Origin of the sequence: Pedobacter sp. 22226 (assembly GCF_052045455.1) — a bacterium.
Lineage (GTDB): Bacteria > Bacteroidota > Bacteroidia > Sphingobacteriales > Sphingobacteriaceae > Pedobacter > Pedobacter jeongneungensis.
In genome coordinates this window covers 364011-382474 of sequence record NZ_JBQEPB010000005.1, presented here as the reverse complement: position 1 = coordinate 382474, position 18464 = coordinate 364011, and the positions used below count along the sequence as shown (strand labels likewise).

Annotated in this window: 12 protein-coding genes; 3 read left to right on the top strand and 9 right to left on the bottom strand. The window is 38.8% G+C overall.

What is annotated here, in order from left to right; translation table 11 throughout:
- Nucleotides 1-44: 44 nt before the first annotated feature.
- The 7 genes from ACTJKC_RS13810 to ACTJKC_RS13780 all read right to left on the bottom strand — a co-directional run bounded on the left by ACTJKC_RS13810 (nucleotide 45) and on the right by ACTJKC_RS13780 (nucleotide 10115).
- Nucleotides 45-1739, bottom strand: a complete 1695-nt coding sequence (locus tag ACTJKC_RS13810; protein ID WP_344852949.1) for a SusD/RagB family nutrient-binding outer membrane lipoprotein — start codon at nucleotides 1737-1739, stop codon at nucleotides 45-47.
- A 30-nt stretch (nucleotides 1740-1769) separates the two neighbouring features.
- Nucleotides 1770-5069: a SusC/RagA family TonB-linked outer membrane protein gene (locus tag ACTJKC_RS13805; protein ID WP_344852948.1), complete on the bottom strand. Its 3300-nt coding sequence runs from the start codon at nucleotides 5067-5069 to the stop codon at nucleotides 1770-1772.
- Between the two features lie 396 nt (nucleotides 5070-5465).
- Nucleotides 5466-6659: a signal peptidase I gene (gene lepB / locus ACTJKC_RS13800; RefSeq protein ID WP_344852947.1), complete on the bottom strand. Its 1194-nt coding sequence runs from the start codon at nucleotides 6657-6659 to the stop codon at nucleotides 5466-5468.
- Nucleotides 6660-6827: 168 nt separating this feature from the next.
- Nucleotides 6828-7562 carry a 4-hydroxy-tetrahydrodipicolinate reductase gene (gene dapB / locus ACTJKC_RS13795; protein ID WP_344852946.1) on the bottom strand — a complete coding sequence of 245 codons (735 nt, stop codon included), beginning with the start codon at nucleotides 7560-7562 and terminating at the stop codon, nucleotides 6828-6830.
- Nucleotides 7563-7685: 123 nt separating this feature from the next.
- Nucleotides 7686-8348: a DUF5683 domain-containing protein gene (locus tag ACTJKC_RS13790; protein ID WP_440792708.1), complete on the bottom strand. Its 663-nt coding sequence runs from the start codon at nucleotides 8346-8348 to the stop codon at nucleotides 7686-7688.
- 47 nt (nucleotides 8349-8395) lie between these two features.
- Nucleotides 8396-9304 (bottom strand): ParB/RepB/Spo0J family partition protein, encoded by a 909-nt coding sequence (locus tag ACTJKC_RS13785; RefSeq protein WP_344852944.1) that lies wholly within the window; start codon nucleotides 9302-9304, stop codon nucleotides 8396-8398.
- Nucleotides 9305-9311: 7 nt separating this feature from the next.
- Complete coding sequence (locus ACTJKC_RS13780; RefSeq protein WP_113950964.1) at nucleotides 9312-10115, bottom strand: ParA family protein; 804 nt, start codon at nucleotides 10113-10115, stop codon at nucleotides 9312-9314.
- 182 nt (nucleotides 10116-10297) lie between these two features.
- Here ACTJKC_RS13780 and ACTJKC_RS13775 point away from each other — a divergent pair, with 182 nt between their 5' ends.
- The 3 genes from ACTJKC_RS13775 (at nucleotide 10298) to ACTJKC_RS13765 (ending at nucleotide 14739) form a co-directional block, all read left to right on the top strand.
- Nucleotides 10298-10819, top strand: coding sequence for an NADPH-dependent FMN reductase (locus ACTJKC_RS13775; protein WP_440792705.1), 522 nt, complete (start codon nucleotides 10298-10300; stop codon nucleotides 10817-10819).
- A 1101-nt stretch (nucleotides 10820-11920) separates the two neighbouring features.
- A complete protein-coding gene (locus ACTJKC_RS13770; RefSeq protein ID WP_440792703.1) occupies nucleotides 11921-13672 on the top strand; it encodes an ATP-binding protein in 1752 nt (583 codons plus the stop codon).
- Nucleotides 13673-14010: 338 nt separating this feature from the next.
- Nucleotides 14011-14739 carry a hypothetical protein gene (locus ACTJKC_RS13765; RefSeq protein ID WP_440792701.1) on the top strand — a complete coding sequence of 243 codons (729 nt, stop codon included), beginning with the start codon at nucleotides 14011-14013 and terminating at the stop codon, nucleotides 14737-14739.
- A gap of 60 nt (nucleotides 14740-14799) precedes the next feature.
- Here the strand turns inward: ACTJKC_RS13765 and ACTJKC_RS13760 are convergent, their stop codons facing one another.
- Both ACTJKC_RS13760 and ACTJKC_RS13755 read right to left on the bottom strand, forming a co-directional pair.
- Nucleotides 14800-15276 carry an acyl-CoA thioesterase gene (locus ACTJKC_RS13760; RefSeq protein WP_344852939.1) on the bottom strand — a complete coding sequence of 159 codons (477 nt, stop codon included), beginning with the start codon at nucleotides 15274-15276 and terminating at the stop codon, nucleotides 14800-14802.
- A 399-nt stretch (nucleotides 15277-15675) separates the two neighbouring features.
- On the bottom strand, nucleotides 15676-17808 hold the full coding sequence (locus tag ACTJKC_RS13755; protein WP_440792698.1) for a glycoside hydrolase family 97 protein: 2133 nt from the start codon (nucleotides 17806-17808) through the stop codon (nucleotides 15676-15678).
- Nucleotides 17809-18464: the final 656 nt, after the last annotated feature.

The following is an 18464-nucleotide window of genomic DNA, read 5'->3' as shown; positions in this document are numbered from 1 at the left end:
GCCGGTTATACCGGCCATTTTTTAATAATAAAGGTAGTAATAACTTATGGAATGTCCCACCAAACGCGACCTTTAACATCTGTTGGTTGTCCAAAGTTTGGATCTTTTGCCATTTCGGTTATTGCCGCCTGTTTATTTGCATAATTGGCATCACCCGATAATGGAAAGTTGACCACAAAGCGTCGTGGAATACTTTGCACCTGACCACCGAATACAAAGTTTTCAAGATTTAGTGCCGTTTGAGCATTTGGCATACCTGTCCTTTTTAACAGTGCCCAACATTCGTTATAGTTTTTATAAAAATTTAAATATTGTTGGATAACAATCTGTTCTAACCCTTTTGCCGGATTATACACAATTTCAGGCATTGCTTTATAGGCCGCTATTGCACCAGCACCCAAAGCTACATAATCAGGTAACAATGCACTTTTCGCAATATTATCGTAAGTAATAATCGAGGCTTCTATACCTCTGTTATACCAGTCTGCAGCACTTTCGGTTGAGATATTCCTTGCAGCCAGTTCAGCTCTCAAGAAACAAACATCAGCGTAGGTTAAAACCAGAAACGTTGATGAACCAGTTCCAGAATTTGAGTTCGGATAAAACATACGTGTCTGAATAGCAGAAACGGTATCCAAATTCACATTTGCGGTACCATTTTTAATCACAACAGGTGAGAAAAAAGGCTGTTTAGAAGGTGTTGTACTTGCGTCAGGGCTAGTAAATTGTCCATAATAACGTCTATTATCATAAACTGCGGCTGCTGGTATCTTTCCCTGTGTCTTTGCTGCTGCAAAGTTATCAGTTGTCCATGAGTTTTTCTGGTAAAACAGCGGCAACCTTGGGTCTGAATTCCTCCACATAAAATCAATGGTTCCGTTTGCTCCATAAGCACCCGAAGCACTTACATCCCAGTTACCGCTTGTGCCTGTTAGGCTCGACGAAGCTTTGAAAGACCAGTCATCATCAGTAGATGACATTAAATCGGCAGCATTGTTTGTTAATATATCGGTAACAATAGTTTTAAGCTTAGCTGGATCTTTTTTAGATAAACGCATGGCAATTAATAAACGTAAACTGGTAGCCGCTTTGATCCATTTTGGCACCGATCCCTGATAATATAAATCATTAGAACCCAAACTTACTTGTTCTACAGCTGGCTGCGCTTTTAAAGCTACAACAGATTCCTTTAATGTTTTTTCAAAGTTATCATACAATTGCTGCTGCGAATCATAAACCGGGGTTAATGTTCCGCTGTACCTCGCCTGAAGAGCCTGGCTATATGGCATACTTCCATTTCCATCGGTTACAAACCAAGCTTCGTATACTTTTAGTATCTCGGCTATAACCCTCATTTGAGCATACCTGGGTTTTTGATCATCTGGTAATTTATCTATGGTTTTTTGAACATCAACCAATAAATTTCCAGAGTTTAAGTAAAAGCGGCTATAACGTTGGTTAATATTACCTATACCATCTGTTATGGTATTTGTATTACCTGTTAAACCTACCATCTGCCTTGTCCACCTCGATACGCCTCTATAATTTTCGTAAAATGCCTCAAAACTATCATCGTGCCAACCTGTTATTGCTTTTGTAAATATAGGTTGTGGCGATATTGCCGTTACTGCATCTGGATTTGTATTAAATTCAGCAAACTTTTCTTTGCTGCACGAACTTACGAAAAGTGCAGTACCTAAAACCAATGCTGCACTAATCTTATATTTTAAATATTCCATAATAACTGAATAAATTTTGTAAAACAATGATTAAAAACTACCATTAATTCCAAATGCAAACGTTCTAACATAAGGTGTACCTCCACCTAAAAATGCACCACCAGCACCTGTACTTGTAAAATCGTTTACATTAACATTATCTGGTGCATTATTATACAAGAAGCCTACATTTCTAGCACTTAAATTTAACCTAACACCATTCATCTTGATTCTGGAAACAAGTGATTTCGGTAAATCATAAGAAAGTGTAATATCCCTTACGGCAACCCAAGACGATTTAAAAGCTCCTCTTTCGCGGATACCATTAGCCCAACCATTGGAATTGTTATAGTAGCGGTAAGTTTGTGTTGGTATTCTTAATCCTTTATCAATGGTTTGCTGATGGGTCATCCCTCCAACGTTAACTCCATTTATTATGGTTCCATCAGGAAATACACCGTCTAAAACAACACCAATCTGCTGTACGCCATTTTCTGTATATGGCACTCCCCCACTTGCAACATCACGTCCATAAAGTGTATTTGCTAAATTTCCTGTTTGGCTACCATAGTAATAGGTATCAGAAAACACGTAACCACCAAATTTAGCATCTACTAAAGCACTCAATGATACTGATTTATAATTAAATACATTTCTTACGCTACCATAAAATTTAGGTAAGGTAGAACCAATTGTGCTTTCCGGTTCTAATCCATTTGCATAGTTAGCAGCCCTTGTGTAAAATGCACCACCACTGCCAGAAACCGACAATACTTTTTTACCGTTGTTTGGATTATCGATTGGATTGCCCTGAGCATCTCTTGCCTGGTATTTGGCATATCCGTAAGCAGCAACCATTGTTGAATATTCTCCGCCTACACGGGCAATCGTCCTAATTCCGTCGCCGCCTTCTAATTGTACAGTTGTTACGCCAGGAGCCAATGAAATAATTTTGGTTCTGTTTCTGGTATAGTTAAAATAGGTATCCCAAGAAAATGTTTTTGTTTTAATTGGTGTTCCTGATAATATAAACTCAATCCCCATATCCTGCACGTCACCACTGTTGATTAATGCAGAGCTTACACCAGACTCAGATGGAACAGCTAAGCCGACAATTTGATTTTTAGAATTTTTCTTGTATGCAGTAAAATCAAGGCCTAATCTGTTTTTTAGCATTTTCAGTTCTAAACCAACCTCCTGACTATATGTCCTAACAGGCTTTAAGTCGGTATTGCCTAATGTACTGCTATCAAAACCATATTGTTCTATCTCTGACCCAGAAATCGGCACATAGTTTCCATTTTTAACGTAATAACCTGTATTCGCCCTATATACCGAGGTTCCACCACCTGTAATTGAATAAGATGCGCGTAACTTTGCATAAGAAAAAACTTCAGGAAGTTTAACTGCATCTGTAATTACCCAAGCTAAATCTGCTCCGGGATAGAAATAACTGTAATTTCCAGTCCCATTAGAGTAAACAAGAGTAGAGTTCCATTCGTTACGACCATAAATATTTAATGTTAACCAATCTTTATAACCGATACTGCCTTGGGCATAAGTAGCAAAGTTTTGATATACATTACCTGCATACTCTCTAATTGTTGGGGTATTAATTGAATTTGAGATGCGATATTGTTTTGGTACCCTCAAACCTCCATTAGTATTGTATATACTTCCTTTAGTCTGAGAACGAACCAGTTCAGATCCTAATTGTAAAAACAGGTCGAAATCGCTGATTTTATGTTTTAGGTTAAAGCTGCCTCTATACCTGCTATCGATAACGTTTCGAACATCTGCACCAAAGTATCCTCCAGCAAAGTTAACATCCTGACCTAATTCTTTAGTATCTCTAGCAGTATTGTACCAGTTTAAACCAACATTGGCCTCAAACTGTAACCATTTTGTAAAATCGACCTTTGCATTTAGCGATCCTCTTAAGTTATTTTCGTTTTGTACCTGACTATTTTGGTTCATTCTGAAAAACAATGAATTTGTTCCGAAAGGGTCATTGGCACTTCTACCTCCTTTAACCGGGTCAAGATAATTCTGGCTCCAATAACCAAGGTCGTAATTGGTAGGATACCCCCAGGTTAACCCATATATTAAACTATTATCTCCAGATAACAATTGTGGATTAAAACCTTTTGTATTGGCATAAGAAACCGTAGCATCCAATGTAACTGCATTTGCCAATCTCTGGGTTCCCCTGAAATTAAACGTGTTTCTATTTAATTTATTCAAAGGACTTACACCATTACTATAGTTATTGGAATAAGAAAACCTAAAAGTTGTTTTCTCATTACCACCCTGCATAGCAATATTACTATTTATATAACGACCTAATTGATAAAGAGTTAAGGGATTATTTAAAACTGAATTGGTGATTTGCCTTTGTCCATCAGCATCAAGAATAGTTGATCCGTCTAATTTGGGTCCAAAACTGAATCCGTAAGATGCAGGATTAATCTGATTCATGCCATTAGGTGCTTTTACAAAATCGGTCATCGTAAAGCCTGAACCATATTCTTTCTGCATATCAGGCAAGGCATAGGCTTTATCAAAGGTTTCATCGTGACTAAATGAAATACCTAATCCTTTTTGAGAGTAACCTTTTTTAGTGGTGATCAAAATTACACCATTTGTAGCCCTACTTCCGTATAGTGCTGTTACTGAACCACCTTTTAAAACAGATATACTCTCTATATCATCAGAGTTGATATTTTTTAGAACGTTACCGAAATCCTGATCGCCACCTCTCGAAGGAACCACAACATCATCAGATAACATAATTCCATCAACAACGATTAACGGAGTGTTTTCTGATCCGTACAAACTTGAGGCACCACGGATCTGGAATTTTGGACTAGATTGAGGTCCGCCCTGCCCTGGTTGAACCATCATACCCGGAACTAATCCTTGTAATGCTGAAATTGGGTTGGTTGTATTGGTAGCTCTTATCTGATCGCCATTAATACTGGTAAGTGAATAACCTAAATTTCTTGTTTTTCTCTGTTCTCCTAAACCTGTGATTACTACATCACCAAGGACTTTAGCATCATCTTGTAAGGTTACATTTAAAACACTATTATTTCCTAAAGCAATTTCTCTGGTAATATAGCCCAAATACTTGAAAATAATTGTTGAATTTGGTGGCACTGACAGGCTATACTTTCCTTCTGATGAGCTAGAAGTACCATTGGCAGAACCTTTCTGGAGAATGCTTACACCTGCTATGGGCATGCCTGCATTATCGGTTACCGTTCCTGAGACGGTTTTTTGAGCAAAAGCAGATATTGTTACTAGACATAGCAACAACATACTTAAGCTAGTTAAGTAGATTTTTTTCATAATCTGTTTGTGGGTAATGATTAGTTTATTGATAGTTACTTTAAAGCGGTTTATTATTCATTCTTTATTTTTTCATATTGTTTTGTTTTAGGGTGGGTGGATTCTGGTTTATAAAATAAAATCGGGCAGCATAAATATTTTCAATTCTATTACTAAATCGATTTAAAATGCAAACAGTTTGTTTAAAGGAAGTATCTGGTGGCAGCAATGCTATAAATCCAGATGGATACATGGGATGGTTGGCTTCATAAATTATAGTAGTTTGATTAGTTATAACAAACTTAATAAAAAAACACAAAACCACACTATTCTTTTTAATTTTTTTAAAAAGGTGATTTTAGCATAAAAAAGGCCCGCATAAGCAAGCCTTTTTTAAATATTTTATGAATAATTTGATTAATGAATTCCCATAAATAACCTGCTCCACCTTATTTTATGTAAGAAAGAAGCGGTACTATCCCAGCTCATCCAAACAAATAAAGCTTTACCGACAATATGATCTTCCGGAACGAAACCCCAATAGCGCGAATCGGCAGAATTATGGCGATTATCACCCATCATCCAGTAATAATCCATTTTAAAAGTATAAGTGGTAGCTGGTTTATCATTAATGTACCAAACCCCGGCTTTTTGTTCTACTTTATTTCCTTCGTAAGTTCTGATAGCCCTGTAATAAAGTGGCATTGTATTACTGTCAATATTAACGGTCCATCCTTTTGAAGGGATTTTAATTGGTCCAAAGTTATCCCTGTTCCACGCCCGGTTCGGATCGTTCGGGAAAACACCGCCCTGTACAGGCCCTGGTGCATCGGGACTTAAATTCACTGATTTTACAAAATCGAAAGTTTTGAGTTTCTCTGCAATTTCGGGCGAAGCATCTACTATATAGGTATTTGTAGCAACCGCTGGCGAATTACCAAGGTTCAGGTTAAATTCGTCAAGTGCGGCATAGTTAAAATCCATGGTTTTGAACTCAATGCGGTAAGGCATCATCCCGGTATTTTTCAAAGGTTCATTTTTACCGTTTACATTGGCAATACCATTGCTCATCGAAATTACATCGCCCGGAATACCGATACAACGCTTAATAAAATTCTCACGTTTATCAACCGGCCGGTCGATAATGGTAAAAGTACTCCTCACCTGCTGACGGCCCAAACTACGTTCTAAAGCATAATAACTTTCTGCCTGGTTTTCTACCGCAACAGTATCTCCTTCAGGGAAGTTGAAAACCACAACATCATTTCTTTTGATTTTTGACAAGCCTGGCAAACGGTGATATTTCCATTGTACGCCATCCCAGTAAGCTTTGGTAGAAGTAGTTAACGGCATGGTGTGGTGCGCAAAAGGAAAGGCAACTGGCGTCATCGGGATACGCGCACCATAATTAACTTTACTTACAAAAAGAAAATCGCCGATCAATAATGATCTTTCCATCGAACCAGATGGAATGGTATAAGCTTCTATAAAGAAAACGCGGATAATGGTTGCAGCTACAACAGCAAAAACAATGGCATCTACCCATTCGCGGGTTTTAGATTTTTTCTTCTTTGTGGCATCCTTTTTTTTCTGCCAGAATTTGTAATTCATATATCTTAATTTTGGTCCGCGATCAATTTAATCGGCTACCCCCTGGTATCTTAATTGGTTAATTGTTTACCCTTCGACCACGCTCAGGGGGTTAATTGGTTAACTGTACAAATTGGTTAACTGAAACTGTCAATTGCCAATTGAAAACGGTTAACTTAAAACTAACTCTTATTCAAAAATATCGGTAATGTTAAAAAATCCTTTTTTATCTTTCACCCATTCTGCTGCTACAACTGCACCCAAAGCAAAACCTGCCCTGTTGTGTGCAGTATGTTTAATTTCAATTTCATCCACTTCGCTGCTGTAAATCACGGTATGTGTACCCGGGATATTTTCGATCCTGTGCGATTCGATCAGCAACTGTTCGGCTTTTGGAAACAATTCAACATCTGTTCCCACCACTTCATTTAACCATTCCTGTTTTCTATCCAGGTTATCAACAATACCTTCGGCCAGGGTAATGGCTGTACCACTTGGCGAATCGAGCTTTTGAGTATGGTGGATTTCTTCTACCTGCACTTCGTAAGCCGGATAATTGTTCATTAGTTTAGCCAAAGTTTGGTTCAACTTAAAGAATAAATTAACGCCGATACTAAAGTTAGACCCATAAAGCAGTGTATTGTTACTGTTGCTGCAATCATCTTTAACTTCCTGCAATTTGCCATACCAGCCGGTGGTACCCACTACAACGGGAACATTGGCATCGAAACAGGCATCAATATTTTTCAAAACCGAATCCGGCGTACTAAAATCAATCGCTACATCTGCCGATTTTAAATTTTGCCTGGTTAAATCTTCCTGATTATCTACTGTAACTTTTAAAACGATTTCGTGACCGCGTTCAAGTGCAAATTTTTCGATAATCTGACCCATTTTGCCGTAACCTAAAAGCGCAATTTTCATTTCTTTATTTTATTTTCTTTTTTGTGATAGATTTAATTGCCTGTGAGACACCTTTAACGGTTTAAAGGTAATAAAAGCATTAAGATTTCATATTGATCAGGGGCAATCATTTATTTTATTACATTAAAAAGTAAGGGAAAGCTTTAAGGCAGGGCTTGCGTTGAAACCATACATGGTATCAGAACCGATTACCGATGGCATTACTTTAAATGAAAGGTTATTATCGATATTGAAAAAATGCAAACGTGCAGCTACATAAGCATCGATAATGTTAGCTGCATACAGTAAGCCATATGAAAAATATACAATCTGCGAATTCCGCTTGTATAAACTTTTCCCATCCAGAATCCCCTGATCGGTGTACTGTGTTAAATCTGACTTTTTACCTGGATTTTGCTCACGGTATTGTGCTTCGGCTAAAAAGCGGCTGTAATTTTTCCTGCTATTCATAAGAGATAAGGTAAGTGCAGTAGCACCACCGTAAATGGCTACGATTTTACCGCCGGTATATATTTTTTGAAATACCTGGCTTTTGCCTGCCCTGGTACCATAGCCATCGCTTAGTAACTGGATATTGTATAACTGCCCCCAGCCCGGTATCAGCATCGATCTGAAAACAGCTTTCCTGCCGGCAACTTTACCCGGGTTTACATATTTCGCTTTTAACGAATCCTTTCTGGTTAAAGGTTTTTTGGCTGTATCTAAAGATTTGGTCAGTTTTACTTTCGAAGTATCAGCTGGTTTTAATACCGTATCCTTAACCTGCGCCGTGGCAAGGTTTACCATAAAAAATGTAAATAGAGAAACCAGTATTAAAAGTTTAGTCCTCCGCATTACCAGTCTAATAACTCTAAAATCCTGTTTAAGTCGTCGTCGCTCATAAAAGGGATTTCGATTGCCCCTTTACCATTCTGACTTACTTTTAACTTTACGCGGGTAGCAAATTTAGAAGCCAGATCGTCCTGCAATTTTTTATATTGAAAAGAAACGGCCTTTTCTTTTTGCTTCTCGCCTGCAGGTAAAGGAATATGCTGCAAATTGCGCACAATTTCTTCTACTTTACGTACCGAAAGGTTTTTATCAAGAATTTCCTGGTGGATGTATAACTGCTTATCCACCCCATCAACATTAATTAAAGCCCTTGCATGGCCCATGCTGATTTTCTGATCGCGGATAGAAGCCTGTATCGCTGGCGGAAGCTTTAACAAACGTAAATAATTGGTCACCGTTGTACGGTTTTTACCAACACGTTCGCCCAACTGTTCCTGTTTTAGGCCTACCTCATCAATCATCCGCTGGAAACTCAAAGCCACCTCAATGGCATTTAAATTTTCGCGCTGAATATTTTCGATCAGGGCCATTTCCAGCATTTGCTGGTCGTTGGCACTGCGGATATAAGCCGGAATCTGCGTTAAACCGGCCAGTTTCGAAGCCCTGAACCTGCGCTCGCCCGAAATTAACTGGTATTTATTGGCGCCTAATTTCCTTACCGTAATCGGCTGGATCAGGCCCTGTATTTTTATCGAATCGGCCAGCTCATTTAAAGCTACCTGATCAAATTCGGTACGTGGCTGGTATGGATTGGTTTCAACTTCAGTTAAACTTACGTGACTGATATTGCCAATCTGCTCTGTTTCGCTTACAGCATTTACCTGCTGTTTCGGCGGATGAGAAGATTCGCTATCATCTAAAAGCGCACTTAACCCTCTTCCTAAACCTGTTTTTCGCTGAAAAGATGTCATCTATAATTTATAAAGTTGCTGTTCCAATGTTTTCTTCTTCCTTTAACAGGCCGTTTTTCTTTACAATTTCGCGGGCAAGGTTAAGGTAGTTAATTGCCCCTTTACAGTTGGCATCGTGCATAATTACCGAAACACCATAACTCGGTGCTTCACTTAAACGGGTATTACGCTGGATAATGGTATCAAAAACCAGTTCGTTAAAGTGTGTTTTTACTTCTTCTACCACCTGGTTCGATAAACGTAAGCGTACATCGTACATGGTTAATAAAATACCTTCAATTTCTAAATCCGGGTTTAAACGGTTCTGTACAATTTTAATGGTATTTAATAATTTACCCAAACCTTCTAAAGCAAAATACTCGCATTGTACCGGAATAATAACCGAATCTGCAGCAGTTAAAGCATTAATGGTAATTAAACCCAGTGACGGAGAGCAATCGATAATGATAAAATCATACTGATCTTTAATTTTCTCCAAAACCGCCTTCATTTTATACTCGCGGTTATTCAGGTTAATCATCTCGATTTCCGCACCAACCAGATCAATGTGGGCAGGTAATAAATCTAAATTGGGTGTATCTGTTTTCTGTATGGCCTGTAAAGGATCGATATCATTAATAATACACTCGTAAATACTGTCTTTGATATTCCGGGGATCGAAACCGATACCTGAAGTTGAATTTGCCTGAGGATCAGCATCTACCAGTAAAGTTTTGTATTCTAGAACGGCCAAACTCGCAGCCAGGTTTATAGATGAAGTTGTTTTACCAACACCACCTTTTTGATTTGCTAATGCAATAATTTTGCTCATCGTATGTATCCGAAATTTACTTAACGTTTATTTGGGCTGTGTTATTTATGCGTTTAAATTGCCAAAAAGTTCTATTTTTGCCATGTTTACGGCCTTTTTCACAATCAGCTAAGATACAAACTATATGGCAATTTTAGCAAGAAGCGCATTTGGGTTTTACACATCTTATTAACAATTTGTACATGATCACAATAATAGCCGCCACAAACAGACCCAATAGCAATACGCTAAAAGTTGCCAAATATTACCAGAGGCAACTAAAAGAAAAAGGTATTGATGCCCATTTGTTCAGTTTGGAGCACTTGCCTATCGATGTGCTTAATACAGATATGTATGGCAAAAGATCGGAAGCTTTTCAGGAAATCCAGAATATGATTAACCAGACCGAAAAGTTTTTATTCGTCATGCCCGAATACAATGGCAGTTACCCTGGTGTGTTAAAAGTATTAATTGATGCCTGCAATTTCCCCGATAGTTTTTATGATAAAAAAGCGGCTTTAGTGGGCATTTCCTCTGGCAAATATGGCAATATCCGCGGGGTAGATCATTTTACAGGCGTTTGCCATTACATCCATCTCAATATTTTACCGCTACGCCTGCACATCCCAAATATTAAGGCCGAACTGGATGCCGAAAGCAATTTCAATCATCCCGATACGATAAAATTTACCAGCGAGCAGATTGAAAAATTCATTAACTTTTAAAAAACAACTTCCGATCATTTTCTGAAAATCGCAGACCGTTCCGTAGGAACGATTCATGGGTAGCCAAATGCAAATTGGCGTTATCGTTCCGTAGGAACGTTTGGTGTTTTACCATTAATATCTCTACAGGCCGTGCCACCTAAACCCGATGGAAGCGACACGAAGTATAGCGTACAGCGGGATTGCATTAGCCTAAACCCTACCGAACCTGCTTTCCAAAAAAAAAACATTTAATGCGTCAGGCGTGAAGCCAGACGCTACGGTACATAACGCATGTGATTCTATCAAATTTCAGAAAAGCAAAACCTGTGTTTCATAGTAACGTTAGTCCTGTCTTCCGCTCATACGCCTGCAGGCCTTAGCCGCCGGGCCGGTATCCGCTTCAACCAGGTTTAAGGAACAAAAAACTGCACGTAAAACCTCCATAAGCTTCTCTCAAAAGATAAACTTCTTTCTGCACCCTGTAACCCTAAATCTTATTACAGGCCGCGCCACCTAAACCCGATGGAAGCGGTCCCGATTTTTCATCGGGATAAAGCGTACAGCGGGATTGCATCAGCCTAAACCCTACCAAACCTGCTTTCCAAAAAAAAACATTTAATGCGTCAGGCGTGAAGCCAGACGCTACGGTACATAACGCATGTGATTCTATCAAATTTCTGAAAAGCAAAACCTGTGTTTCATGGTAACGTTAGACCTGTTTTCCGCTCATACGCCTGCAGGCCTTAGCCGCCGGGCCGGTATCCGCTTCAACCAGGTTTAAGAAACAAAAAACAGTATTTCAAACGAAAAAGACCGACAGTTCAAAATGGTAAAAACCCTTCCAAAATGAAAAGGTTTTTTGAAGCGTTTTTATAGATCAAAATGCAACCACAATCATATCTCATTAAAAAACAATAGCTTACAAACCAATCAAAGCCATTGGCATAACAATTGGCAACAGCCTGGCGAGACGCTATTTATTTAACCTTTGTTATGTAAATTAGTTCATCAGTAAACAGATTTAATTATAACCTATTTTTACCACAAAAAAGGAGAGAAAAATTCGCTTTGCGCCCCTTAGTGAAAAACCCTCTGCCCTTTGCGGTTAAACTAAACACCATGAAAATAAAAACCAAGCTCCGCCTCGGATTCGGGTTTCTCTTTATAATCGTTTTATCCTTCGGGTTAATTGCGCTCTTTTATTTAAACGAGCTTTCCGATAAATCGAAAGTGATTCTTAAAGACAACTACAAATCGCTAAAATATGTTGCCGCCATGCGCAACATCACCGATCAGTATTCTTTTCCCTTAAGTGGTACACAACAGGCCCTGTTTACCGAAAACTTAAAAAATGAAGGCACAAATATTACCGAACCAGGCGAAAAAGCAGCTTTTCTACGGTTAGAAAAAGCTTTTAAAGCACTGGGCATACAGCAGCCCGAAAATGTTAAAACAAATAGCATTAAAGATTTACGCCTGGCGCTTCAAAACATAGAACAGGTAAACATGAAAGCCATTTATGATAAAAATGAACTGGCCAATGAAACTTCCTCGAGGGCAAACCTCTACATCATGATTGCTGCTACCTTAAGCTTTATCATCCTGTTTACTTTTATTGTTAATTTTCCCGGCTTTGTGGCCAATCCGCTGGCCGAATTCAGCGCAGCTATAAAACAGATCAGCAGAAAGAATTATAAACAACGCCTGCATTTTGAAAACGGAGACGAATTTACCGAACTGGCCGACTCATTTAACGGTATGGTGGTTAAATTAAACGAATGGGAAAACAGTAATTTATCGAAAATAAAATCAGAGAAATCGCGTATCGAAGCCATTATTGCGCAGATGCAGGATGCCATTATCGGGCTGAACGAAAAGGGCGAAGTCCTGTTTTTAAACCGCCTGGCCGCAAAACTGATGAACCTCGACGAGGATAAGGTAATCGGACAAAATGTTGCGGAATTAATGCAGAAAAATGAGCTGTTAAAACGCATCATCAAACCCGAAACAGATGATAATACGCTAAAAATATATGCAGATGATAAGGAATCTTATTTCCTTTTGGAGAACCGCGAAATTATTATCCCGAACTATGAGGAACAGGAAGAAAAAGCTTTAATTGCTGCTTCAAAATCGGCAGGAAGTGTTTATATCCTGAAAAACATTACCCAGTTTAAAGAACTGGATGAAGCCAAAACCAATTTTATCGCTACGGTTTCGCATGAGTTAAAAACGCCCTTATCATCCATTAAAATGAGTTTAAAACTGCTTAATGATGAGCGCGTGGGTGCAATGAACGAGGAACAGCACGAGCTGTTGAATCACATTAAAGAAGATAGCGACAGGCTTTTAAAAATTACGAGCGAACTGCTCGATCTTTCGCAGGTAGAAACCGGTAACTTAAAACTCACCTTCGCGCTTACCAAGCCCGAAGATATTGTACAATATGCCATAGATGCGGTTAAATTCCAGGCCGAACAAAAATCTATCAATCTCGAATTAAATTGTGATCAAAACCTCCCCAATGTAAATGCCGATATCCAAAAAACGGCCTGGGTACTGGTTAACTTTTTATCGAATGCATTACGTTATAGCTCTGAGAAATCTAAAGTAGTAATCGATGTTTTTCAAAAAGATAAATTTATCGAATTCTCGGTGCAGGATTTTGGAAAGGGAATCGACGAAAAATACCAGAAACGTTTGTTCGACAGGTATTTTCAGGTACCAACTGATGGTCAGAATAAATCGGGATCTGGTTTGGGATTGGCCATTTCGAAAGACTTTATTGAAGCCGAACAGGGCAAAATATGGGTAGTAAGTGCCATAGGAGAAGGCAGTAAGTTCTGTTTTAGTTTGCCTGTTGTGGCTTAGGGAAATGGAAGATGGAAAATGGAAGAGGTAAGATGGAAAATGGATAATTCTGCGTGCATCAGTGTAATCTGCAGGAAACAATTACCACCGAGTACACTGAGAAAAATGGAAAATGGAAGATGGATGATGGAAAATGGATTCTGCGTGCATCAGTGTAATCTGCGGGAAACAATTTACCACCGAGTGAACTGAGATTTATAAGAGAATATAGGTAAGAAATGATGTAACAGCCCCCAAAATACTCAATACTTCACTGATATTCAGCTTCATTTCTTAAAAGAGTAATTTTTCATCTCAAAAAAATTACATACTTTTAGCCAATCTAAATTTATACTAAAATGAAAAAATTAATTCTCTTAATCTGCCTGACGGCGGGTTTATTCGTTGCTAACAGTCACGGTCAGGAAAAAAAAGTAGCTGTTGTTAGTTTCTACACGGTTAAACAAATCGGCCTTACCGATTTTGGCTCAGCCGCTGCAATTGCAGCCGTAACCAAACTTGGAAACGATCCCAACTTTAACATGGCACCGCTGTTGCAAAATTTCCACAAACAGTTTTTTGAAGATTACTCAAAATCATTTCCTTTTCAACTTTTACCAGAAAAAGAAGTCATTACTAATGAGGCTTATAAAAATTTTGTTCCCGCCGGTGATGGAGGCAAAGGTTTGTTTAAAGATGATGTAAATCTTCCAATTGAAGGATATAAAGTAATCCTTCCCTTATCAGGTAACAAGAATGAAGAAAGTCTGATTAAAATTTTTAACCAGGCAGATGGTATAATGAAAGTTTACATTGATTTTAATTTAGTTAAAATCGGACTTGGTGGTATGGGCGTGGTAAAAGTAGAAGCATTTGCTAATATTGTACTTTTCAACAAGAAAGGTGATAAAGTATTTTCTGCACGTGAAAGTGCAAAATCGAAAAATGTAAGTCCGTTGGTTGGTGGGGTTCCGGTACTTACACCCGAAAAAATACTTCCAATGTGCGAAAGTGCTTTAACTGAACTCATGGCTGATCTGCAAAAAGGATTACCTAAGCTTATCAAAAAAGCAGATTCAAAATTATAGCAGAAATAAACCCAGAATATAATTAAAGAGCCCTTGATACTGATCAAGGGCTCTTTTGTTTTATACAATATAAGGCTCCATTTCCTTATCAATGCTTTTACGCAGTTCCATCAATTTTATAGCATAACCATGCATCGCAATCTCTTTTTCTGTTTTTGGTTTGAAAGAAGGGATTACTTTTGGCTGCCCGTCATCATCAACGGCTACAAAAACAATGATGCAATGGGTGTTTTTCACAAAGTCGGTTTGTCCAACGGGTTTAGAAAAGGCATCAACCGCAATGTGCATACTGGTTTTACCGGTGTAAATAATCCGGGCTTCCATTTTTACCAAATGACCGATGTGCACGGGATGGAAAAATCGGATTCCCCCAACATAAACCGTTACGCAATAACTTTGGCTCCACTGTAGTGCACAGGCAAAGGCGGCCTGATCAATCCATTTCATCATCATTCCACCATGCACCTTACCACCGTAATTAACATCAGAAGGTTCGCTTAAGAATTGAAGTTCGATATGATTTTTGGTCCTGGGCATGGGGTAGCTTGTTTGATTTAAAGGTTTTGCGAAGATATTATAAAATAGATGAGCCACAAAATCATTTAACCACAGATAAAAAGGATAAACACAGATAGAGATATATTATCCGTGTTTATCCCCGCCTGAACGGCTGGGCAGGTGTGTTCATCTGTGGCAAAAAAAACAATGAAAAAGTCGTAGCGAGACGCTACAACTAGAGAAGATATTATAAAATAGATGAGCCACGAAATATTTAACCACAGATAAAAAGGATAAACACAGATAGAGATATTTTATCCGTGTTTATCCCCGCCTGAACGGCTGGGCAGGTGTGTTCATCTGTGGCAAAAAAACAATGAAAAAGTCGTAGCGGGACGCTACGACTAGAGAAGTTGGAAACAACTGACGCCACGAAATTTATTTTGCCATAATGCTTATCGCATATCCCCCACCCGGTGCACAATATTGCGTTAATTTCGTTTTATTGGTTACTTCCATTTTGCGAATGGTATAAGCTTTCGGATTGGTTTCATAATGGGCATCCTTCGCATCCGCGTAAATAGTTGCGGTATATTTTTTACCAGGATCCAGGAAGCTGAAATCAATTTTAGAAGTACGGGCTTCTTCATCGTTGGTACGGCCCATAAACCAGTTGTTTTTTCCTTTAGCTTTACGTGCGAAAGTGATGTAATCGCCAGGCTCTGCTTCCAAAACTTTGGTATCGTCCCAATCTACCGCCACATCTTTAATAAACTGGAAAGCATCCATGTATTTGTTATAGGTTTCGGGTAAATCGGCAGCCATTTGCAGCGGACTGTACATGGTTACATAAAGTGCCAGTTGACGGGCCAGTGTACTGTGTACAAAGGAAGTATTTTCGGGATTATAAGCACTTACCTTAGTTTCGAAAATACCTGGTGTGTAATCCATCGGTCCGCCAATTAAACGTGTAAAGGGCAAAATAGTAGTATGATCGGCATTATTACCGCCAAAAGCTTCGTATTCTGTTCCCCTGGCCGATTCGTTTCCGATTAGATTTGGATAAGTACGTGCCAAACCTGTGGGGCGAACCGCCTCATGTGCATTCACCATGATTTTATATTCAGCAGCTTTTTGGATCGCATACAAATAATGGTTGTTTAACCACTGGCCATAATGGTGTTCTCCCCTTGGAATCATATTGCCTACATAACCGCTCTTAACGGCATCGTAACCATTGGCTTTCATAAATTTATAAGCCGTATCTAAATGGCGCTCATAGTTGCGTACCGACGAAGAAGTTTCGTGGTGCATAATCATTTTAATGCCTTTACTTGCTGCATAACGGTGCAGTTCTTTCACATCAAAATCCGGATAAGGCGTTACAAAATCAAAAACATAATCTTTCGTTTTACCAAACCAATCTTCCCAGCCTTCATTCCAGCCTTCCACCAAAACGGCATCGAGACCGTTTTTTGCAGCAAAATCGATGTATTCTTTTACATGAGCGGTATTTGCGGCGTGTTTTCCGTTAGGTTTTGTTTTGGCATAATCGGTTACGCCCAATTGCACGCTTGTTAAATCGTTGTAGGCCCAGGTACTTTTTCCGGTAATCATTTCCCACCACACACCCACATATTTGGTCGGTTTTATCCACGATACATCTTTGAACTTTGTGGGTTCGTTTAAGTTATAGGTAAGCTTTGAAGTTAAAATATCAGCGGCTTTATCGCTCACAATAATGGTACGCCATGGCGATAAACAGGGTGCCTGCATATAACCTTTATAACCAACGGCATCAGGCGTTAACCAGGATTCTAAAACCATGTTTTTATCATCGAGATTTAACGACATTAAAGAATAATTGATCAGCGCCGCTTCATGAATGTTGATGTATAAACCATCTTTGCTCTTCATCATCAAGGGCGTTTGTAAACCCGTTGGCGAGAAAGTAGTTTGCGATGCATTTGGTGTTACCGCAGCTTTCATTTTGCCCCTAACCTCCGACAAATTCGAGGTCACCGTGCTGTATTCCTGCGTATCATAATCGCCCGGAAGCCAGAATGCTTTATGATCTCCGGCCAACGCAAACTGGGTTTTCTCTTCTTTTATGACGAAATAATCTAAATTTTTCTGTTCCGGGAATTCATACCTGAAACCTAAACCATCGTTAAATAAACGCAAACGCACAATAATATAACGGTTAGTTTCTTTTTGCGTTAAGGTTACCGCCAGTTCGTTGTAATGGTTTACGATTTCTTTAACCTCACCCCAAACCGGTTTCCAGGTTTCGTTAAAAGTGCTGGTTTTGGTATCGGTGACAGAGAAACCGTTCATTAAAGATTTTCCGTCTTTAAGTTCTAAACCTAACTTACTCGTTTTAATCACCTCCTTGCCTTTATATTTTAGGCTATAGGTTGGCACTCCTCCGGTTGCCAGCGAAAAATTGGCCACTAAGTTTGCATCAGGCGATTTTAATTCCTGTGCAAAGGCAACCGAAACTAAAAGGCACAGGCAGATAATTAAATATCCGGAGAGGTTAAAAAATTTACTATTTTGATTTCTATTCACTGTATATTGATTTAATTTTTTTAATAATTAGCGTTAAAGGCATCTTTGAGACCATATTCGCTTACTTAACAGGTGCTATTTGACACTAAAACACTCGAATTCGAGACTAATAGTCTCTCGCGCGACACTAAAACACTCGAATTTGAGACTAATAGTCTCTCGCGTGACACTAAAACACTCAAATTTGAGACTAATAGTCTCTCGGGCGACACTAAAACACTCGAATTTGAGACTAATAGTCTCTCGCGTGACACTAAAATACTCAAATTTGAAACTAATAGTCTCCCGGGCGACACCTGCCATCCGGCGACTTCAAATTATTTCCGGGAACGTTCCCGAAACTTACCAAAAAAACAGCTAAGTGCTCATTAATGTAAGGGTTTTAAAGCGGTTAAGGGATTGGTTAGTTTTTTTATTCATGTTATCATTTATTTATTGTTACTATTTAATCAATTTGAAATTGATGATTTTGGTTTCTATGTTCCGGTTCGTGGCGACACATACCGCGGCGGGAGATATAATCAGAATCAAACATCACTCAAAACGTATTTAATTACTTACAAACCGATTATGATCAGAGGTTCACTCATGCAAAATAGATCATGAAACAAGTTCAGGATAACGATTCTTATGCAAGTTCCAAACCTCGCAGGTTT

What these genes read in the sequence shown, in the direction of transcription:
- ACTJKC_RS13810 (WP_344852949.1), bottom strand. Translation starts at nt 1,739, where the DNA reads ATGGAATATTTAAAATATAAGATTAGTGCAGCATTGGTTTTAGGTACT.
- ACTJKC_RS13805 (WP_344852948.1), bottom strand. Translation starts at nt 5,069, where the DNA reads ATGAAAAAAATCTACTTAACTAGCTTAAGTATGTTGTTGCTATGTCTA.
- lepB (WP_344852947.1), bottom strand. Translation starts at nt 6,659, where the DNA reads ATGAATTACAAATTCTGGCAGAAAAAAAAGGATGCCACAAAGAAGAAA.
- dapB (WP_344852946.1), bottom strand. Translation starts at nt 7,562, where the DNA reads ATGAAAATTGCGCTTTTAGGTTACGGCAAAATGGGTCAGATTATCGAA.
- ACTJKC_RS13790 (WP_440792708.1), bottom strand. Translation starts at nt 8,348, where the DNA reads ATGGTAAACCTTGCCACGGCGCAGGTTAAGGATACGGTATTAAAACCA.
- ACTJKC_RS13785 (WP_344852944.1), bottom strand. Translation starts at nt 9,304, where the DNA reads ATGACATCTTTTCAGCGAAAAACAGGTTTAGGAAGAGGGTTAAGTGCG.
- ACTJKC_RS13780 (WP_113950964.1), bottom strand. Translation starts at nt 10,115, where the DNA reads ATGAGCAAAATTATTGCATTAGCAAATCAAAAAGGTGGTGTTGGTAAA.
- ACTJKC_RS13775 (WP_440792705.1), top strand. Translation starts at nt 10,298, where the DNA reads ATGATCACAATAATAGCCGCCACAAACAGACCCAATAGCAATACGCTA.
- ACTJKC_RS13770 (WP_440792703.1), top strand. Translation starts at nt 11,921, where the DNA reads ATGAAAATAAAAACCAAGCTCCGCCTCGGATTCGGGTTTCTCTTTATA.
- ACTJKC_RS13765 (WP_440792701.1), top strand. Translation starts at nt 14,011, where the DNA reads ATGAAAAAATTAATTCTCTTAATCTGCCTGACGGCGGGTTTATTCGTT.
- ACTJKC_RS13760 (WP_344852939.1), bottom strand. Translation starts at nt 15,276, where the DNA reads ATGCCCAGGACCAAAAATCATATCGAACTTCAATTCTTAAGCGAACCT.